Here is a 16,738-nt window from a genome sequence, read left to right on the forward strand (position 1 = left end):
GCACCATAGCATGAGCCGCCGCAAACTTGTGGCACGTGGAATTTCTGTGGGAGCAGGCAAGCCAGCTCCCACATGACCGAGTTCGCCATAAAAAAGGCGACTGGGCCGTGGGGCCGCAGTCGCCTTTTTCCTTGCGGGGAAGTGCTTACTGCACTTCGACCGCCAGGCTTTCACTGATCTTCTTCTGCCAGATGGCAGGACCGGTGATGTGTACGGATTCGCCCTTGCTGTCCACCGCAACGGTGACCGGCATGTCTTTGACGTCGAACTCGTAGATCGCTTCCATGCCCAGTTCGGCAAATGCGACAACGCGCGACTTCTTGATGGCTTGCGCCACCAGGTAAGCAGCGCCGCCCACGGCCATCAGGTACACGGCCTTGTGGTCCTTGATCGCTTCGATCGCGGTAGGGCCGCGCTCGGATTTGCCGATCATGCCCAACAGGCCGGTTTGCTCGAGGATCTGACGGGTGAACTTGTCCATCCGCGTGGCCGTGGTCGGGCCAGCCGGGCCAACCACTTCTTCGCGCACCGGATCAACCGGGCCGACGTAGTAGATGAAGCGACCCTTGAGGTCCACCGGCAGGGTTTCGCCCTTGTTGAGCATCTCGACCATACGCTTGTGAGCTGCGTCGCGGCCGGTGAGCATCTTGCCGTTGAGCAACACGGTTTCGCCCGGCTTCCAGCTTTGTACTTCTTCCGGGGTCAGGGTGTCGAGGTTGACGCGGCGGGCCGACGGGCCGGCTTCCCAGACGATTTCCGGGTAGGCGTCCAGCGGTGGTGCTTCCAGCGACGCCGGGCCTGAACCATCGAGCACAAAGTGTGCATGACGGGTGGCGGCGCAGTTGGGGATCATGCACACCGGCAGCGAGGCTGCGTGGGTCGGGTAGTCCATGATTTTCACGTCGAGCACGGTGGTCAGGCCACCCAGGCCCTGGGCGCCGATGCCCAGTTGGTTGACCTTCTCGAACAACTCCAGGCGCATCTCTTCGATACGGTTCTGCGGGCCGCGCTTTTTCAGCTCGTGAATGTCGATGGACTCCATCAACACTTCCTTGGCCATTACCGCAGCTTTCTCGGCGGTGCCGCCGATGCCGATGCCGAGCATGCCCGGTGGGCACCAGCCGGCGCCCATGGTCGGAACGGTCTTGAGCACCCAGTCGACGATCGAGTCGGACGGGTTGAGCATGGCCATTTTCGACTTGTTCTCGGAACCGCCGCCCTTGGCTGCCACGTCCACTTCCACGGTGTTACCCGGGACGATGGAGTAGTGGATTACGGCCGGAGTGTTGTCCTTGGTGTTTTTACGCGCGCCGGCCGGGTCGGCCAGGATGGAAGCACGCAGGACGTTTTCCGGCAGGTTGTAGGCGCGACGCACGCCTTCGTTGATCATGTCGTCCAGGCCCATGGTGGCGCCGTCCCAACGCACGTCCATGCCCACGCGCACGAACACGGTAACAATACCGGTGTCCTGGCAGATCGGGCGATGGCCGGTGGCGCACATGCGCGAGTTGATCAGGATCTGGGCGATGGAGTCACGGGCTGCCGGCGATTCTTCACGCAGGTAGGCTTCGTGCATGGCCTGGATGAAGTCAACGGGGTGGTAGTAGGAAATGAATTGCAGGGCGTCGGCAACGCTCTGAATCAGGTCGTCTTGCTTGATCACGGTCATGAGTCGCGCTCCTCTATAAGGGAACATTCAATAAAGGTGGCTTCAGTGTTGCATCGGTCGGCTGAAACCACCTTTCCAAGGCACGCCACAGTGGTGCAAGGCGCGACGCTAAAAAGGCGCGGCAGTATAACCCGACGCGGTGGCCGATACACCCGACTATGGTCAAACTGTCGCAGGCATGATTCCCTGTGCCGGTCCCTTCTGATTGAGCCTTTATATGCCTGAACTGCACGTCGGCGAACGCCACTGGTCGGTAGCCACCGGCAGCAACCTGCTGGATGCCTTGAATCTGGCGGGTGTGGCTGTGCCCTACAGTTGCCGGGCGGGCAGTTGCCATGCGTGCCTGGTGCGTTGCCGGGGTGACGTTGTGGATAAGCAGCCCGATGCCCTGAGCCCGGCGCAACGCCAGGACGGTTGGCGTCTGGCCTGCCAGTGTGAGGTTGTCGCAGATTTACAGGTTGAAGCATTTGACCCACTGCACGATGGTTTGCCCGCGCAAGTGGTGGGCGTCGACTGGTTGAGCCCCGAGGTACTGCGCCTGCGCCTGCAACCTGAACGTGGCTTGCGTTATCGGGCCGGGCAACATCTGGTGCTGTGGGCAGGTCAGGTAGCGCGCCCGTATTCGTTGGCCAGCTTGCCGCAGGAAGACCCGTTTTTGGAGTTTCACCTCGATTGCCGCCTGCCCGGCGAATTCAGCGCTATTGCTCGGCAATTACAGGTGGGCGACAGCCTGCGCCTCGGCGAATTACGTGGCGGGGCACTGCAATACGATCCTGACTGGCAATCGCGGCCGCTGTGGCTGCTGGCATCCGGCACGGGGCTTGGGCCGTTATGGGGCGTGCTGCGCGAGGCACTGCGCCAGGATCACCAAGGCGCCATCCGCCTGATTCACCTGGCCCATGATGCCGATGGGCATTATCTGGCCGAACCCTTGGCGCAATTGGCCGCGCTGCACGCGAACCTGACTGTGGAGCTGTGGACGGCGGCTGAGTCGGCCCAGGCATTGGCGCAACTGCGGCTTGTTTCGCGGCAAACTCTGGCCTTACTCTGCGGGCACCCCGCCAATGTCGAAGCGTTTTCCAAACGCCTGTTCCTGGCGGGGTTGCCGCGCAATCAACTGCTGGCTGATATGTTCCTGCCGCGTGGTTGAGCGCTGACTTTTCCAGCCGCGAGATTCGCCATGACCGACGCCATCCTGCTGCAACGCGAAGGCGGGCTGCTGACCCTGCAGCTCAATCGCCCCGACAAGAAAAACGCCCTGACCCGCGCCATGTACACCCAACTGGCCGAGGCGTTGGAGCAGGCTGATGCGGACTCAGGTATCCGTGCGGTGCTGATCCAGGGCAGCAATGAGTGTTTTACCGCCGGCAACGACATAGCCGACTTCCTCGAACAGCCGCCCAGTGATCTGGACAGCCCGCCGTTTCACTTCATGAAAAGCCTGCTCAACTGCCGCAAGCCGGTGATCGCGGCGGTGGCGGGTGCGGCGGTCGGCATCGGTACGACCCTGTTGCTGCATTGCGATCTCGTCTATATCAGTCGCGATGCGCGCTTGCGCATGCCTTTCGTCAACCTGGGGCTGTGCCCGGAGTTTGGCTCCAGCCTGATCCTGCCTCGGCTGCTGGGGCATGCGAAAGCGGCTGAACTGTTGCTGTTGGGCGAAGGCTTTACCGGCGAGCAGGCGGCGGCGTGGGGCATTGCTACTGAGGCGATGGGTAGCGGTGAAGCGGCGCTGGTCAAGGCGCGGGAAGTTGCGCAGCGCTTTGAAACCCTGGCGCCGGGAGCGGTGCAGGTCAGCAAACAGTTGATGAAAAGTGTCGACCGTGAACAGTTGCGGCAGGTGATTGAGGTCGAGGGGGCGTTGTTTGTGCAGCGTTTGAAGTCACCGGAGGCGATTGCGGCGTTGTCGGGGTTTATTGCCCGGCGTTGATGACGCCATCGCAGGCAAGCCAGCTCCCACATTGGAATGCGGTCAACTGTGGGAGCTGGCTTGCCTGCGATGAGGCCCTTTAATTCAACAGATCTCCAGGCCTTTAAATACAAAAAGCCCCGCCATTCACATGGCAGGGCTTTTGTTTTTCAGCGTGTCACTCAGAACTGCGGGTCGCCCACGTGCAGGATCTTCATGCCATTGGTGCCACCGGTGGTGTGGTAGCTGTCGCCCTTGGTCAGGATGACCCAGTCACCTTTCTCTACGACGCCACGCTTGACCAGTTCGTCGATTGCCTTCTGGCTCACTTCGTTAGGGGCCAACGAAGCTGGATCGAACGGAATGGTGTACACGCCACGGAACAATGCCGCACGGGCCTGGGCTTCGCGGTGTGGGGTGAACGCGTAGATCGGTACCGACGAACGGATACGCGACATGATCAGCGGGGTGTAGCCACTTTCGGTCAGGGCAATGATCGCCTTGACGCCCGGGGAGTGGTTGGCGGTGTACATGGCAGCCAGGGCGATGCTCTGGTCGCAGCTTTCGAACACTTTGCCGATGCGGTGGCTGGAGGTCTTGCTGGTCGGGTGCTTTTCGGCACCGACGCAGATACGCGCCATGGCCTGTACGGCTTCCAGCGGGTAAGGGCCGGCAGCACTTTCAGCCGAGAGCATCACGGCGTCGGTGTAGTCGAGCACGGCGTTGGCCACGTCGGACACTTCGGCACGGGTTGGCATCGGGTTCTGGATCATCGACTCCATCATCTGGGTCGCTACGATCACGGCCTTGTTGTGACGGCGTGCGTGCAGGATGATCTTCTTCTGGATACCGATCAGCTCGGCGTCACCGATTTCCACGCCCAGGTCGCCACGGGCAACCATCACAGCGTCGGATGCATTGATCAGGGCATCGAGGGTTTCGTCATCGGCCACGGCTTCGGCACGTTCGATCTTCGCCACCAGCCAGGCAGTACCGCCGGCTTCGTCGCGCAGCTTACGGGCATATTCCATGTCGGCAGCGTCGCGTGGGAAGGACACGGCGAGGTAGTCCACTTCCATTTCGGCGGCGAGCTTGATGTCGGCCTTGTCTTTCTCAGTCAGGGCCGGCGCCGTCAGGCCACCGCCGCGACGGTTGATGCCTTTGTGATCGGACAACGGGCCACCGATGATCACGGTGCAGTTCAGCTCCGTCGAGGTGGCCGTGTCGACGCGCATCACCACGCGGCCGTCGTCCAGCAGCAGTTCGTCGCCGACGCCACAGTCCTTGACCAGATCCGGGTAGTCGATACCGACGACTTCCTGGTTGCCTTCGGTCAGCGAATGGCTGGTGGAGAAGGTGAACTTGTCACCGATCTTCAGCTCAATGCGCTTGTTGGCGAATTTGGCGATACGAATTTTCGGGCCTTGCAGGTCACCCAGCAGTGCCACAAAGCGGCCGTGCTTGGCGGCCAGGTCACGCACCAGCTTGGCGCGAGCCTTGTGCTCGTCCGGGGTGCCGTGGGAGAAGTTCAGACGGGCAACGTCCAAACCAGCCAGAATCAGCTGTTCGAGGACTTCCGGCGAGTTACTGGCCGGGCCAAGGGTGGCGACGATTTTGGTACGACGGACGGACATGCACAGACTCCTGAGTTCAAGCGCTGGGGAAGGCTACTATGCTCTTTGGTTGTAGTCATTGTTCGTTTGCACTACTTATCGAAGATTCGCTTGTTTTCGCTCCAATTGAATAGATGAACATCCTTGAAGATTTTCGACGCGGGGTCGATACACTGCTCAAGACAGGAGAACCCCCATGCGAATTTTGCTCATTGCTGCCCTGGCCGTCAGTGTTGTCGGCTGTACCCGCTGGTCGATGGACCATCATTTGAACAACGCTTACCGCGCCTATGGGGTGGGTGACTGCGAGCGTGTCACCCTGGAGTTGTCCCAGGTAGACCGCGAGAGCCGTACCCGTCGGTATGTGCAACCGGAAGTTTCGATGCTGCGCGGGCAATGCCTGGAGCGCCAGAAGCTGTTCGTCGATGCGGTGCAAACCTACCAGTTCATCATCAATCAGTACCCGTCCAGCGAGTACGCCTATCGTGCCCGTGCTCGGCTCGACACCCTGCAGCAACTGGGCCATTACTCCGGCGCGAGTGTCGCGCAGCCACGGCCCGCATCACTTTGATGATATTTGTCATTCCATAGCTGGCCCGTCGCCAGTCTTAAGCTATTCTTTGAATGTCTGTTTGTACAAGTTTATGTTCAATCGGATGGATTGCTTGGGATTGGCAGTTGTAAGGCGATTAAGCGCACGCTGGATTCGCACCAATTTCCAGGGAGAGCGAACATTCAGTGTTCGTTCCGAATAACTGGCGCGGCCACTGATCTGGCCAATGGATGGCGATTTCATCATGTTTACCGACCGAAGGATTGAGCGGCATCAGCTGTCTGGTTTCTTGAAAGTGTTCAACCGGCTGACGGATAAGCCTATTGGCTACTTGGGGAACGTGTCCGAAGATGGGCTGATGTTGATCAGCCAATTACCCATGATGGTTGACGTGGCGTTTGAACTGCGTTTGAAAATCCCTCTGGCAGACGGTGATTTCCAGGCAATTGACCTCACTGCGATGTGCTTGTGGAGCCACGAAGATGTCAACCCGCAGCACTATGACTCAGGGTTTCGCGTGGTCGAAGCGCCTGAGGCATACGGGCACTTGATAAGTGCCTTGTATCATTACTTCACCTTTGATCCTCTGCAGGCTTCCGCCTAGGCGTTGCGCGCTGTCGACCCGGCTCGGACGTGGTTAGCCGAGCTTGTGGTCGTGTGCTTGAGTCATAAAACACCGGCCTTTTTCCAGCCCAGATAGCGCGTCACCAGTGCAGCCCCCAGCCCCGAAGGTGGCGTATCCAGCACCGACAAACCGTGGGCACTCAAGCGCTCATGCAGATCGTTTCTCTTGTTGAGATAGTCGACAGTCCCGCTGTAGGCCAGCGCTTCAGGCAAGGTTTGTACCGGGGCCTGGCGCAGTTGGTCGAGTATGTCTTCGCGCAGGCTGGCGACCAGCACCCGATGTTGCCGGCTGATGCGCTTAACGGCTGCGAGTAACTCCTCATCATCTTCATCGCGAAGATTGGTCACCACGATCACTAATGCCCGACGTTTCTGTCGGGCCAGTAATTGGCTGGCGGCGGCTGCATAATCGGCAGTGCGTCGGGTGGTGTCGAGGTCGTAAACGGCATTGAGTAATACGTTCAGTTGGCCGCTGCCTTTGACGGGTGCCAGGTAGCGTGGCTGGTCACAGGCAAAGGTGCACAGACCCACCGCATCGCCTTGGCGCAAGGCGACGTAACTGAGTAACAGGCAGGCATTGAGGGCGTGGTCGAAGTGAGCGAGCTCCGCGTCCTGGCTGCGCATGCGCCGGCCGCAATCGAGCATGAGCACTATCTGCTGGTCGCGTTCGTCCTGATATTCCCGGGCGATGGGCGTGCGCTGGCGCGCGGTGGCCTTCCAGTCGATCTGTCGCAGGCTGTCGCCTTCGCGAAACTCGCGCAACTGATGAAACTCCAGCCCCAACCCGCGTCGTGGGTGCTGGCGAACCCCTAATTGGCTCAACCAACTGTCCACGCCCAGCAGTTGTGCGCCGTACAAACGGGCAAAGTCAGGGTAGACCCGCGTTGTATCCCGGGCTGCAACAAAACGCCTCGCAGACCACAACCCGAAAGGGCTGGGCAGGTGAATCTCACTGCGACTGAAACTGAAGTGGCCGCGCCGCAAGGGCCGCACTCGATAGCCCAGTTCGCTTCGCTGGCCCGGGAGAAGCTCGATGGACTGCGGCATATTCTCCACGCTCAGGCCGTCAGGTGCGTGGTCAAATACTTGCACGGTCAGCGGCTGCGGGTAGTCATGTTCAAGGGTCAGGCGTACCTCACCCCAGCGGCCCAGGGCCAGGCTGCCGGGCATCTGCCGTTGCACCCGTGGGCAGGGAAGGCGCCGCAGGCGCAGGGCGTCCAGCAGTGCCAATAGAAACAGCGCCAGCAGCAGGCCCCACGCCACTGAATGCAGCGTGTCGGGCACTTTGAGCTGGAGCGCCGTAGCCGCGCCCAAGAGGATGTTCAAACCCGAGAGGACGCCGAGCCAGATCAGCAGCAGACGAGTTGGCTTCATGGTCGGGTCATTGCCGAGGTGCCGAAATCTGGTCCAGCAGTTGCTTGAGCACCTGATCCACTTCCAGCCCGTCAATGTCCAATTCGGGGGCAATACGCACGCGATGGCGCAGCACCGCCAAGGCGCAGCCCTTGATATCGTCCGGGGTAACAAACTCGCCGCCGCGTAGCAAGGCCCGGGCGCGGGCGCCGCGAACCAGGGCGATGGAGGCACGCGGGCCTGCACCGATGGTCAGCCCCGGCCAACTGCGAGTGGCGCGGGCCAGGCGCACGGCGTAGTCGAGTACTTGCTCATCCAGCGGCAGTTCGCTGGCAATTTGCTGCAACTGCAACACGTCCTCTGCCTGCAGCACCGTGCGCAGTGGCTGCACATCCAGCATGTCGGCCCTGGAGGAGCGGGTGACTTCGCGGACCATCTCCAGCTCCTGCTGCGCATCGGGGTAGTCCATGCGTACTTTGAGCATGAACCGGTCCAGCTCGGCCTCGGGCAGGGGGTACGTGCCTTCCTGTTCGATGGGGTTCTGGGTCGCGAGCACCATGAACGGTTGGCCAATGGGCAGCGCTTCGCCCTCGAGGGTGACTTGGCGTTCCTGCATGGCCTCAAGCAGGGCGGCCTGGGTCTTGGCGGGGGCGCGATTGATTTCATCGGCCAGCAACAGGTGGGTGAACAGCGGCCCCTTGCGCAGCTTGAACTGCTCACTGTGCAGGTCGTACACCGCGTGGCCGGTGACATCGCTGGGCATCAGGTCCGGGGTGAACTGAATACGTGCAAAGTTGCCACCAAAACAGCGTGCCAACGCGCGAACCAACAGGGTTTTGCCTAGGCCCGGTACACCTTCGAGCAGTATGTGGCCACCTGCGATCAATGCGGTCAGCACGTCGTCGATCACCTGGTCCTGGCCAATCACCGCCTTACGCAGTTCAACACGCAGAGCCTGTGCCTGCTGGCTGGCCTTTTGAAGGCTTTCGGCAGTCGGGGCGGTGGCTGATGGAAATTCGCTCATAGGGCATTCCTGAGGGTTTGCAGGCTCGCCACCTGACGGCTGAAATCGGCGCTGGTGAGCCGTTTTGCCGGGAGTGGGTCGAGGGCCTGGCGGATGACGTGGGAGGGTTGGCGCGTCAGGCGTTCGAGGACCTGCCATTGTTCGTCGCTGTCGAGGTGTTCAAAGCCTGGGTGGCGTCGTCGTGCAGCCCGCTGGATATCACGCTGCAAGGCGTGCAGCAGCGTGCCTTGGCCACTGCGGCGCAGCAGGAAGTCGGCACTGGCCTTCAAATGTTCCTGTAACTGGCGATGTGCCTTTGGCGCGGGCGCCTGGGTCGGCCCCTGGCGCATGCCGGCGTGCCAGAGTGCCAGGGCAATCAGTGCGCAGAGCGCCACTAACGCCTGGGGGAAGTTGCGCATTAGCAGGGTGAGCAGATCGTCTACGTCGCTGTTGAACAGCAGTGTTACATCCGTCCCCCGGTTGAGATACCACAACAGCCAGGCGTTATCGTGTTTGCCGATGCCTGGGGTTTTCCACAAGTCGCTGTCGGTTACAACCGTTACGGTGCCTTGACCGAAGTTGCGTTGCATCAAATGGCTGGACTTGCCGCTGTTGGCGGAGAACTGCGCCAGGTGTCTGGGGTCGGTGAGGTTGAAGTCGGTATCGAAGCTGAAATAGGCCGGGGCGGTCTCATTGTCGACGTAGAGCTTGGTCAGGTCCGGTACTTTCTTTTTGCGTGGGGAAGCAGGCTCGTCAAGGCCCTCGCTGAGTGTCTGGTGGAAGCCCAGCTGGTCCAGCAGCAGGTCGCCGCTTTTACCGGTTTCCTCATCCCAAAGCGCTTCGGCAACCAGCAGCAAATGGCCACCGGATTTTGCCCAGTCCAGCAGTTGCTCAGCCTGGCGCGGGGTCATGTTGCTGCGCTCGCCCAGCAATACCAGGCTATGCCCCTTGGCTGGCTGGTCGGCCAGGTGCTCAAGGCTGTTGGCGTGTTCCACGGCCAGGCCCTGCTGGCGCAGGAAGTATTCAGCCGCCAGGTAGGGGTTGGCGATGGCTTGTGGCGATGGGCCGCGATCGACTATTTCGTCGTAGGGGATCGCCTTGTGCCAAACATAAAGCCCACCTGCTCCAAGCACACAGGCCAGCAGCAGGCCGACCCACAGCATGGGGCGGTTCATTGGGCGGCTCCCGTACTGAACAGGGCGCGCCAATCGCGGCACAGTTGCTGTTGTACCAAAGCCGGCGGCAGGCGGTGGCCATAGGCGAGGTTTTGCCAGTGGTGTGTCAGTGCATCACTGAAGGCCAGCAGTTGTGGCTGTTGCAGTTGGTGGATGCGCTCCAGGACCTGGCCTTCGGTATCGGCGCTTTTCAGGGGCAGGTTGAAGTCGTGCAGCAGTCGGTTGAGCAGGCCGCGATACAGCAGGCCGAGAGCTTCCCTGGGGTGGGTGGACCACAGCTGTTCGGCGGTACTGGCAATGTCGTCAGGCAAGGTCTCGCTGCCCAACGCCAGGCCGAACAATTGTGCAGGGGCCGCTTTGGCGGTTTTGGCTTTGGCTGGCCCGCGTCGACTGACGAAGGTGTGCAGCCACTCCCGATAGCGCCAGACAACTAGCGCGAGGCCAGTCGCCAGCAGGCCCCAGAGCAGTACCTCCAGGCCGAGGGCGGCGTTTTTGAAGGTATTGCTGTTGAATCCGTCCAGTAGCGCCTGAAGCCAGGCCGGAAGTTTACCGTCACCCTTTACCTTGTGTTGCGCGGCGTTTTTTTCGTCGCCAAAACGGTAGCGAGTGACGGTTTCCGGGTGCTTGAACGGGGGGCTGTCCAGCAGCGCCTTGATCGATTGGCTGGCGGCCTGGGTGGTGACTTGTTTGGCCGGTCCGGGCTCGTCCGCCATGACGGGGCGGCTGAATGGCACGAGCATCAGCCCAGCCACCAGCAGCAACGTTGCGACGCTGCTCAGGCGTTGGCGTAATCGGCGGAACACCAGTTCAAGGTCCCAGGCTTCCAGCACGGTGCGGCGGTTGAGGTACAGGCTGAAGCCGCAAGCGACATAAATGGGCTCCCAGAACACCAGAATCAGTGCGTAGAAGGCGTTACTCAAATGCTCCAGCCACAACCCTTCCGAGCCGCTTGCCAGTGCCAGCCGTTGCCAGTCCCAATCGAGTTCCAGTTGCTGCGGGATGAACAGGTAAAACAGTGCCATGCAACCGAACCACAGGCCGATTTCCATATGCACGCCAATGGTGGTCAGCCAGCGTGCGGCGCCGGCGTTGCGTTGCAGCAGCACCCCCAGGCGTATTTGACGGGCATTGCCATCCAGGCCTTCAAGCTGGCTCACCGGCATCACAAAGCTGCGGCTCAGGCTCAGTCGCCTCCAGGTCAGGCTGGCCAGCAGTTGGCCTTTGAGCAGGCGCGGCCACTGGCGCACAGCCTGCTTGAGGCTGGGTGTCTCGCCAAACAAGGCCTTGGAGAGGATGTACAGTGGCAAGCGGTCAAAGGCCGGTTTTAACCACCAGAACACAAACATGGTCATGGACGGGTATCGCCACAGCAGCACGGTCAGCAAAATGAATATCGGCAACGTCACCATTGCCCAACTGCTCATTAACAGCAGTCGATGTTCCTGGGCCATCAGTACGCCCAGGTCCATGGCTTCCCAGGAGGTGCGGGGCCGAATTACCACGCTGGCCTCACTCAGGCGCATGGTGAGTACGTCCAGCAAGCGTGAGGTAGGCGGCAACCAGCAGCCACAGCCCGGCGCCCGTTGAGTATTTGATCCAGGGCGTGATCGTGGTGGAGGAAGACCAATAGGCTTCAATAAACGCCGCGATCAGCAGCAATAGCATGACGCCGCAAAGCATCCGCACGCTTGTGCGTGCCGCCAGCCGCAGGGATTCGCCGCGAGTCAGGTGCCCGGGAGCAATCACCGCCCAGCCCAATTGCAAGCCTGCCGCCCCGGCCAGGGCGATGGCCGTGAGTTCGAAAGCACCGTGGCCGATGACAAACGACCAGAAGGTCTGGCCATAGCCGATCTCGGTGAGGTGGCCGGAGATGGCGCCGATGATCAGGCCGTTGAAAATCAGAAAGAACACGCTGCCCAAACCAAATAGCAAACCGGCGGCAAAGGTCTGGAAGGCAATCCCGATGTTGTGCATCACGTAGTAGCCGAACATCATCCAGTCTTCACTGGAAGCGCGGTCGACGGCACGCCCCAGGTGGCCAGCATCCGGGTCATACATGCTGTGCATTTCGGCGACCTGCGCGGGGCTCACGATGCTGTAGATAAGGTCTGGAAACAGGTAGACCAGCAACGCAACGCCCACCAGGCTGCCGAAGAACAGCACGCCGGCGATTAACACGAAACGCCATTGTTCGCGCACCAGGCGCGGGAAGCCCGCCAGGATGAAACCCAGTACATTCGCGCCCAATTGGCTGCGGTGGCGATACAACTGCTGGTGGCCCCGCAGCGCCAGTTGTTGCAGGGGATCTATCAGATAGCTGCTGTAGCCACGCTCCTGGGCCAGGGCGAGGTGCTGGCACAGGCGTCGATAATGGTGGGGGAAGTCAGACATATCGCTGGCCTTGGCCTTGCCTTGCTCCAACTGTATGAGTTGTGCGGTGAAGGCTTGCCACTGCGGCTGATGGCGGCTCTCGAACAGGCTCTGCTTCATGCTGGCCCCACTAAGCCGCGCGCCACGCCATTGAGTTGTTCTACCGCGCGAGCCGGCGATACGTGTAACGGCGTTGCCAGGATGGACGCCAGTTCGTGCACCCGATCGGCGGACAACTCACTTTGGCGTTCAGCGAAACCCAGTATGGCGCGTTGTTCGCTCAGCTCCAGCGTGAAGGGCAGGCGCAGGGCGGCGGCTTGAGGCACCTTGGGGCGCGCCAGTGGCTGTTCGCGGTAGACCACCAGGGTGCCCGCAGCGAGGTCGCCGAGCCGTTTGAAGTGAGGGTGTTGCAGGCAACTGATGGCGCCGAGGAAGTAGCCCAAAGGCAGCATGTCGACAAAGCGCAGCAGGTTGCGGATGAGTGAAGCTGGCCAGCCAATGGGTGTGCCGTCGTCCTGAATGACGCGCAAGCCCATGACCTGCTTGCCCGGAGAGCAGCCCTGGTTAAGGACTTCGAACAGCACCATGTACCACCAACTGATCAGGAACAGCAGCAGCGAGCCCAAGCCAATACCGATATTGCCAAGCAACGCCAGCGGCACGAGCAGGATACCCATGATCAGGCCGCGCAGTCCCAGGTCGAAAGCAAAAGCCAGTGCGCGTGGCATCAGGCCGGCCGGGCGCAAGGGCAAGTCTATGCCCTCGGGGGGCTCGATCGGGTAGTGGGTATCCAATGGAACTGATGGCATCGCGATCCTTGGCAGTGCGGGCGGCTTGAAGACACGGATGCTAGCAGTGTCGACGGTGGAAGCAACCTTTCAAGGTTTTGCTGGATGTTTGTACAGTAATCTATCGCTGGCCCCGAGTGCCTTGCAGCGCCTAGACTTTGTCGATCTTCAGCACAGGAACAGCCCGTGACTACCATTTTCTGGTACGACTATGAAACTACCGGTATCAACCCCCGCAGCGATCGCCCGTTGCAGGTTGCCGGTATTCGTACCGACCTCGAGCTCAACGAGGTCGGCCCGCCGGTCAACCTTTATTGCCAGCCAAGCGACGATATCCTGCCGCACCCGGCTGCCTGCGCCATAACCGGTATCACCCCTGGCATTCTGGCGGAAAAAGGCCTGGCCGAAGCCGACTTCATGACCCGCGTGCACGCCGAGCTGGCTGCGCCTGGAACCTGTGGTGCCGGTTACAACACGTTGCGCTTTGACGATGAAATGACGCGCTACAGCCTGTACCGCAACTTTTTTGATCCGTATGCCCGTGAGTGGCAGGGGGGCAATAGTCGTTGGGACTTGATCGATGTGGTTCGTACGGCTTACGCACTGCGCCCCGAAGGCATTGAGTGGCCGCAGCAGGACGGGCGTGTCACCCTCAAGCTGGAGCGTTTGACCCAAGCCAATGGCATCGACCATGGCCATGCTCACGATGCCCTGTCGGACGTGCGAGCCACCATAGCCCTGGCGCGGCTGATCCGCGACAAGCAGCCAAAGTTGTATGACTGGCTGTTTCAACTGCGCAGCAAGCAGCGGGTGATGGATCAGATCCGCCTGTTGCAGCCCATGGTGCATATTTCCGGGCGTTTCTCCGCCGAGCGTCATTACCTGGGTGTGGTACTGCCCCTGGCCTGGCACCCGCGCAATCGCAATGCGTTGATTGTCTGTGACCTTGGTCTCGACCCGCAGGGTTTGCTCGACCTGGACGCCGAAACCTTACGCCAGCGGCTTTACACGCGCCGTGATGAGTTGGCGCAAGGTGAGTTGCCAGTGCCGCTCAAGTTGTTGCATATCAACCGCTGCCCGGTGGTCGCGCCATTGAATGTGCTGCGCGCACAGGATCGCGAACGCCTGAACTTCGATATGGACGTGTGCCAGGCGCGGGCGCTGCGACTAACTGACGCACAGGAAGTTTGGCGCGACAAGTTGGCAGCCATTTATGCCGAGGAAGACTTTGCACCGAGCACAGACCCGGAGCAGCAGCTCTATGACGGTTTTATCGGTGACCGCGACCGACGGTTATGCGAACAAGTCCGTGTGGCTGAACCGTCACAGTTGGCACGTCAGCAGTGGCCTTTCGATGATCATCGATTGCCGGAATTATTATTCCGTTACCGTGCGCGTAACTTTCCTGACACCTTGGACAACGATGAGCAACAACGCTGGAAACTTTTCTGTCAGCAACGTTTGTCGAGCCCGGAGTGGGGCGCACCCAATACCCTGTTGGCATTTAAGCAGGCACGTGAGGAGTTGGCTGTTAGTGCTACAGCGTTTCAGCGCCAGGTGCTCGATGAATGGCAAGAGTATGCCGACTCTTTAGCCGCTCGCCTGGGCTTGTAGTCAGGCACTTGCAAAATATTCGGACAATAAAAAACGCCAGCAAGCTGGCGTTTTTTATTGTGTTGCATATCAGGCAGAAGCCCGATCAGGCTTAGCCCAGCAGGGTAGCCCAACCTTCTACCACGTCGCCGCCCCACTTGGCTTTCCACTCTTTCAGAGTCTTGTGGTTGCCACCTTTGGTTTCAATCACTTCGCCGTTGTGCGGGTTTTTGTACTGCTTGACCTTGCGAGCACGCTTGGTGCCGGTAGTTTTCACAGCGCCACGTGGTGCTTTAACTTTGGATTCCGGATCCAGCAGCGCGATGATGTCACGCAGGGATTTGGAGTACTCACCCATCAGGGTGCGCAGTTTGCCTTCGAATTCCAGCTCGGTTTGCAGCTTGTCGTCTTGTGACAGGTTCTTCAAACGGGCTTGCAGTTCTTTGATAGCTTCTTCGGTGGCGCGGTATTCGTTGATCAGGGACATGTGGACTACCTTATGTAGAGCGCTGATTGACAGTGAGTGGCCTAATAATAGTCAGGCAATTTCCCCAAGTAAACATTTAAGAAGGCATTTATGTGAATTACGTTGAATGTTTGTGGCAATGCTATGCAATCGAGTTAATTAATAGGTGGTAGGTGTAAAGATAATTCTGTTTATTTTGCATAACTGTCTGAGCCTCAGGTGGGCGTTCATATAGCGGCGGTAAAACCTTACGCTATTAAGGGGTGTCGCCAGGACCGGGCGACAGAATAAGGTGCAAGGAGTACTGCAGTTTTTCTGCGTAATCGCTAGAATGGCGGCCTTTGCGAAGTTCTGGAGTTTCCCCCTAATGCGCACTTTTCGGCTGGTGATTGCTTGCCCGGACCGGGTTGGTATCGTTGCCAAAGTCAGTAACTTTCTGGCCTCCCACAACGGCTGGATCACCGAGGCGAGCCATCACTCGGACGATCTCAGTGGTTGGTTTTTCATGCGTCATGAGATACGTGCCGACACGCTGCCCTTCGGCCTCGAAGCGTTTCGCGAGGCGTTTGCGCCGATCGCTGAAGAGTTTTCGATGACCTGGCATATCACCGACACCGAGCAGAAAAAACGTGTCGTGCTGATGGCCAGCCGTGAATCCCACTGCCTGGCCGACTTGCTGCACCGTTGGCACAGCGATGAGCTGGACTGTGAGATCGCCTGTGTAATTTCCAACCATGATGACCTGCGCAGCATGGTCGAATGGCATGGCATCCCGTACTACCACGTGCCGGTCAACCCACAGGACAAGGAACCGGCATTCGCCGAAATCTCCCGCCTGGTCAAGCAGCACGAAGCCGATGTAGTCGTGCTGGCGCGCTACATGCAAATCCTGCCGCCGGAACTGTGCAGCGAATATGCCGGTCGAGTGATCAACATTCACCACAGCTTCCTGCCATCGTTTGTGGGTGCCAAGCCGTATCACCAGGCCTCCCTGCGCGGTGTGAAGTTGATTGGCGCAACGTGCCACTATGTCACCGAGGAGCTCGACGCCGGCCCGATCATCGAGCAGGACGTAGTGCGCGTCAGCCACAGCGACAGCATTGAAGACATGGTGCGTTTCGGCCGTGACGTCGAGAAGATGGTGCTGGCCCGTGGCCTGCGTTACCACTTGGAAGATCGCGTGCTGGTACACGGCAACAAGACTGTGGTGTTCTGACAGCCGCGTTTAAGTTGAAGAAAAAAGGGCCTGGGCGTTAAATCGTCCCAGGCCCTTTTTTTGTCCGCCATGAAGGATTAAGCGATGAGCGATCCACTCGATAAAGCCACCTCCAAGGCCCCAGCGACGCTGGGCGAAGGGTGTTTGAGCCGTTTTGACCCGGATGACCTGGACGCGGAGGACGGCACCGAGTTTCCCGGTGCCGCCGAGCTGTGGCGGCAGGAGCACACTAAAACCGATCCCGAGCAAGCCTAGCGGTCCGCCGCCTTAACGCTCGGCGGGCGCAGGGATCAGATCCGGAAGCTGCCCACCAGCTGTTTCAAGCGTGCGGCCTGTTGTTCCAGGTCGGTACAGGCGCGCAGGGTTGATTGCAGGTTTTCCACACCTTCCTGGTTGAGGGTGTTGA

17 protein-coding genes are annotated in these 16,738 nt (G+C 60.0%); 7 read left to right on the forward strand and 10 right to left on the reverse strand.

Features of this window, described 5'->3' with window-relative positions:
- Positions 1-145 precede the first annotated feature (145 nt).
- Entirely contained in the window at positions 146-1,669 is a 1,524-nt protein-coding gene (locus FEM54_RS07040; RefSeq protein ID WP_010208051.1) for a fumarate hydratase, read from the reverse strand.
- A 217-nt stretch (positions 1,670-1,886) separates the two neighbouring features.
- On the opposite strand from FEM54_RS07040, the gene FEM54_RS07045 reads away from it, so the two are divergent.
- Both FEM54_RS07045 and FEM54_RS07050 read left to right on the forward strand, forming a co-directional pair.
- A complete protein-coding gene (locus FEM54_RS07045; RefSeq protein WP_138450151.1) occupies positions 1,887-2,819 on the forward strand; it encodes an iron-sulfur-binding ferredoxin reductase in 933 nt (310 codons plus the stop codon).
- A gap of 30 nt (positions 2,820-2,849) precedes the next feature.
- Positions 2,850-3,599: an enoyl-CoA hydratase-related protein gene (locus FEM54_RS07050; RefSeq protein WP_099549379.1), complete on the forward strand. Its 750-nt coding sequence runs from the start codon at positions 2,850-2,852 to the stop codon at positions 3,597-3,599.
- Between the two features lie 161 nt (positions 3,600-3,760).
- Here the strand turns inward: FEM54_RS07050 and pyk are convergent, their stop codons facing one another.
- Positions 3,761-5,212 (reverse strand): pyruvate kinase, encoded by a 1,452-nt coding sequence (pyk, locus tag FEM54_RS07055; RefSeq protein WP_138450153.1) that lies wholly within the window; start codon positions 5,210-5,212, stop codon positions 3,761-3,763.
- A 175-nt stretch (positions 5,213-5,387) separates the two neighbouring features.
- Here pyk and FEM54_RS07060 point away from each other — a divergent pair, with 175 nt between their 5' ends.
- Together FEM54_RS07060 and FEM54_RS07065 are read left to right on the forward strand one after the other, a co-directional pair.
- The gene (locus FEM54_RS07060; RefSeq protein ID WP_017139782.1) at positions 5,388-5,762 is read left to right on the forward strand and encodes a tetratricopeptide repeat protein; all 375 of its coding nucleotides are present in this window, start codon (positions 5,388-5,390) and stop codon (positions 5,760-5,762) included.
- Between the two features lie 226 nt (positions 5,763-5,988).
- Positions 5,989-6,348, forward strand: coding sequence for a PilZ domain-containing protein (locus FEM54_RS07065; RefSeq protein ID WP_026013902.1), 360 nt, complete (start codon positions 5,989-5,991; stop codon positions 6,346-6,348).
- A gap of 62 nt (positions 6,349-6,410) precedes the next feature.
- On the opposite strand, the gene FEM54_RS07070 is transcribed toward FEM54_RS07065, so the two are convergent.
- Genes FEM54_RS07070 through FEM54_RS07095 form a run of 6 tightly spaced genes read right to left on the reverse strand, consistent with a single transcriptional unit; the run spans position 6,411 to position 13,078 of the window.
- Complete coding sequence (locus FEM54_RS07070; RefSeq protein WP_138450155.1) at positions 6,411-7,742, reverse strand: DUF58 domain-containing protein; 1,332 nt, start codon at positions 7,740-7,742, stop codon at positions 6,411-6,413.
- Between the two features lie 7 nt (positions 7,743-7,749).
- Positions 7,750-8,745, reverse strand: coding sequence for an AAA family ATPase (locus FEM54_RS07075; protein WP_138450157.1), 996 nt, complete (start codon positions 8,743-8,745; stop codon positions 7,750-7,752).
- Positions 8,742-9,899 (reverse strand): DUF4350 domain-containing protein, encoded by a 1,158-nt coding sequence (locus FEM54_RS07080; protein WP_138450159.1) that lies wholly within the window; start codon positions 9,897-9,899, stop codon positions 8,742-8,744. Before FEM54_RS07080 ends, FEM54_RS07075 begins: the two co-directional genes overlap by 4 nt.
- Positions 9,896-11,422 carry a DUF4129 domain-containing protein gene (locus FEM54_RS07085; protein ID WP_138450161.1) on the reverse strand — a complete coding sequence of 509 codons (1,527 nt, stop codon included), beginning with the start codon at positions 11,420-11,422 and terminating at the stop codon, positions 9,896-9,898. The genes FEM54_RS07080 and FEM54_RS07085 overlap by 4 nt, the downstream gene beginning before the upstream one ends.
- Positions 11,409-12,389, reverse strand: coding sequence for a stage II sporulation protein M (locus tag FEM54_RS07090; RefSeq protein WP_138450163.1), 981 nt, complete (start codon positions 12,387-12,389; stop codon positions 11,409-11,411). Before FEM54_RS07090 ends, FEM54_RS07085 begins: the two co-directional genes overlap by 14 nt.
- On the reverse strand, positions 12,386-13,078 hold the full coding sequence (locus tag FEM54_RS07095) for an RDD family protein (protein WP_138450165.1): 693 nt from the start codon (positions 13,076-13,078) through the stop codon (positions 12,386-12,388). The genes FEM54_RS07090 and FEM54_RS07095 overlap by 4 nt, the downstream gene beginning before the upstream one ends.
- 165 nt (positions 13,079-13,243) lie before the next feature.
- On the opposite strand from FEM54_RS07095, the gene sbcB reads away from it, so the two are divergent.
- Positions 13,244-14,671: an exodeoxyribonuclease I gene (sbcB, locus tag FEM54_RS07100; RefSeq protein WP_099549385.1), complete on the forward strand. Its 1,428-nt coding sequence runs from the start codon at positions 13,244-13,246 to the stop codon at positions 14,669-14,671.
- A 91-nt stretch (positions 14,672-14,762) separates the two neighbouring features.
- On the opposite strand, the gene mvaT is transcribed toward sbcB, so the two are convergent.
- Positions 14,763-15,137: a histone-like nucleoid-structuring protein MvaT gene (mvaT, locus tag FEM54_RS07105; RefSeq protein WP_005790963.1), complete on the reverse strand. Its 375-nt coding sequence runs from the start codon at positions 15,135-15,137 to the stop codon at positions 14,763-14,765.
- A gap of 346 nt (positions 15,138-15,483) precedes the next feature.
- Here mvaT and purU point away from each other — a divergent pair, with 346 nt between their 5' ends.
- Entirely contained in the window at positions 15,484-16,332 is an 849-nt protein-coding gene (gene purU, locus FEM54_RS07115; protein ID WP_138450170.1) for a formyltetrahydrofolate deformylase, read from the forward strand.
- An 84-nt stretch (positions 16,333-16,416) separates the two neighbouring features.
- Complete coding sequence (locus tag FEM54_RS33870) at positions 16,417-16,587, forward strand: hypothetical protein (protein WP_017139792.1); 171 nt, start codon at positions 16,417-16,419, stop codon at positions 16,585-16,587.
- A 35-nt stretch (positions 16,588-16,622) separates the two neighbouring features.
- On the opposite strand, the gene FEM54_RS34580 is transcribed toward FEM54_RS33870, so the two are convergent.
- Positions 16,623-16,738: hypothetical protein (locus FEM54_RS34580; protein WP_240792719.1), on the reverse strand; the 116-nt coding region annotated here is incomplete at its 5' end.

The organism is Pseudomonas edaphica, assembly GCF_005863185.1.
Classification (GTDB): Bacteria; Pseudomonadota; Gammaproteobacteria; order Pseudomonadales; family Pseudomonadaceae; genus Aquipseudomonas; species Aquipseudomonas edaphica.

Excerpts from the sequence above, each read along its gene's own strand:
- FEM54_RS07040 (WP_010208051.1), bottom strand. The coding sequence starts at position 1,669 with ATGACCGTGATCAAGCAAGACGACCTGATTCAGAGCGTTGCCGACGCC.
- FEM54_RS07045 (WP_138450151.1), top strand. The coding sequence starts at position 1,887 with ATGCCTGAACTGCACGTCGGCGAACGCCACTGGTCGGTAGCCACCGGC.
- FEM54_RS07050 (WP_099549379.1), top strand. The coding sequence starts at position 2,850 with ATGACCGACGCCATCCTGCTGCAACGCGAAGGCGGGCTGCTGACCCTG.
- pyk (WP_138450153.1), bottom strand. The coding sequence starts at position 5,212 with ATGTCCGTCCGTCGTACCAAAATCGTCGCCACCCTTGGCCCGGCCAGT.
- FEM54_RS07060 (WP_017139782.1), top strand. The coding sequence starts at position 5,388 with ATGCGAATTTTGCTCATTGCTGCCCTGGCCGTCAGTGTTGTCGGCTGT.
- FEM54_RS07065 (WP_026013902.1), top strand. The coding sequence starts at position 5,989 with ATGTTTACCGACCGAAGGATTGAGCGGCATCAGCTGTCTGGTTTCTTG.
- FEM54_RS07070 (WP_138450155.1), bottom strand. The coding sequence starts at position 7,742 with ATGAAGCCAACTCGTCTGCTGCTGATCTGGCTCGGCGTCCTCTCGGGT.
- FEM54_RS07075 (WP_138450157.1), bottom strand. The coding sequence starts at position 8,745 with ATGAGCGAATTTCCATCAGCCACCGCCCCGACTGCCGAAAGCCTTCAA.
- FEM54_RS07080 (WP_138450159.1), bottom strand. The coding sequence starts at position 9,899 with ATGAACCGCCCCATGCTGTGGGTCGGCCTGCTGCTGGCCTGTGTGCTT.
- FEM54_RS07085 (WP_138450161.1), bottom strand. The coding sequence starts at position 11,422 with ATGCGCCTGAGTGAGGCCAGCGTGGTAATTCGGCCCCGCACCTCCTGG.
- FEM54_RS07090 (WP_138450163.1), bottom strand. The coding sequence starts at position 12,389 with ATGAAGCAGAGCCTGTTCGAGAGCCGCCATCAGCCGCAGTGGCAAGCC.
- FEM54_RS07095 (WP_138450165.1), bottom strand. The coding sequence starts at position 13,078 with ATGCCATCAGTTCCATTGGATACCCACTACCCGATCGAGCCCCCCGAG.
- mvaT (WP_005790963.1), bottom strand. The coding sequence starts at position 15,137 with ATGTCCCTGATCAACGAATACCGCGCCACCGAAGAAGCTATCAAAGAA.
- purU (WP_138450170.1), top strand. The coding sequence starts at position 15,484 with ATGCGCACTTTTCGGCTGGTGATTGCTTGCCCGGACCGGGTTGGTATC.
- FEM54_RS33870 (WP_017139792.1), top strand. The coding sequence starts at position 16,417 with ATGAGCGATCCACTCGATAAAGCCACCTCCAAGGCCCCAGCGACGCTG.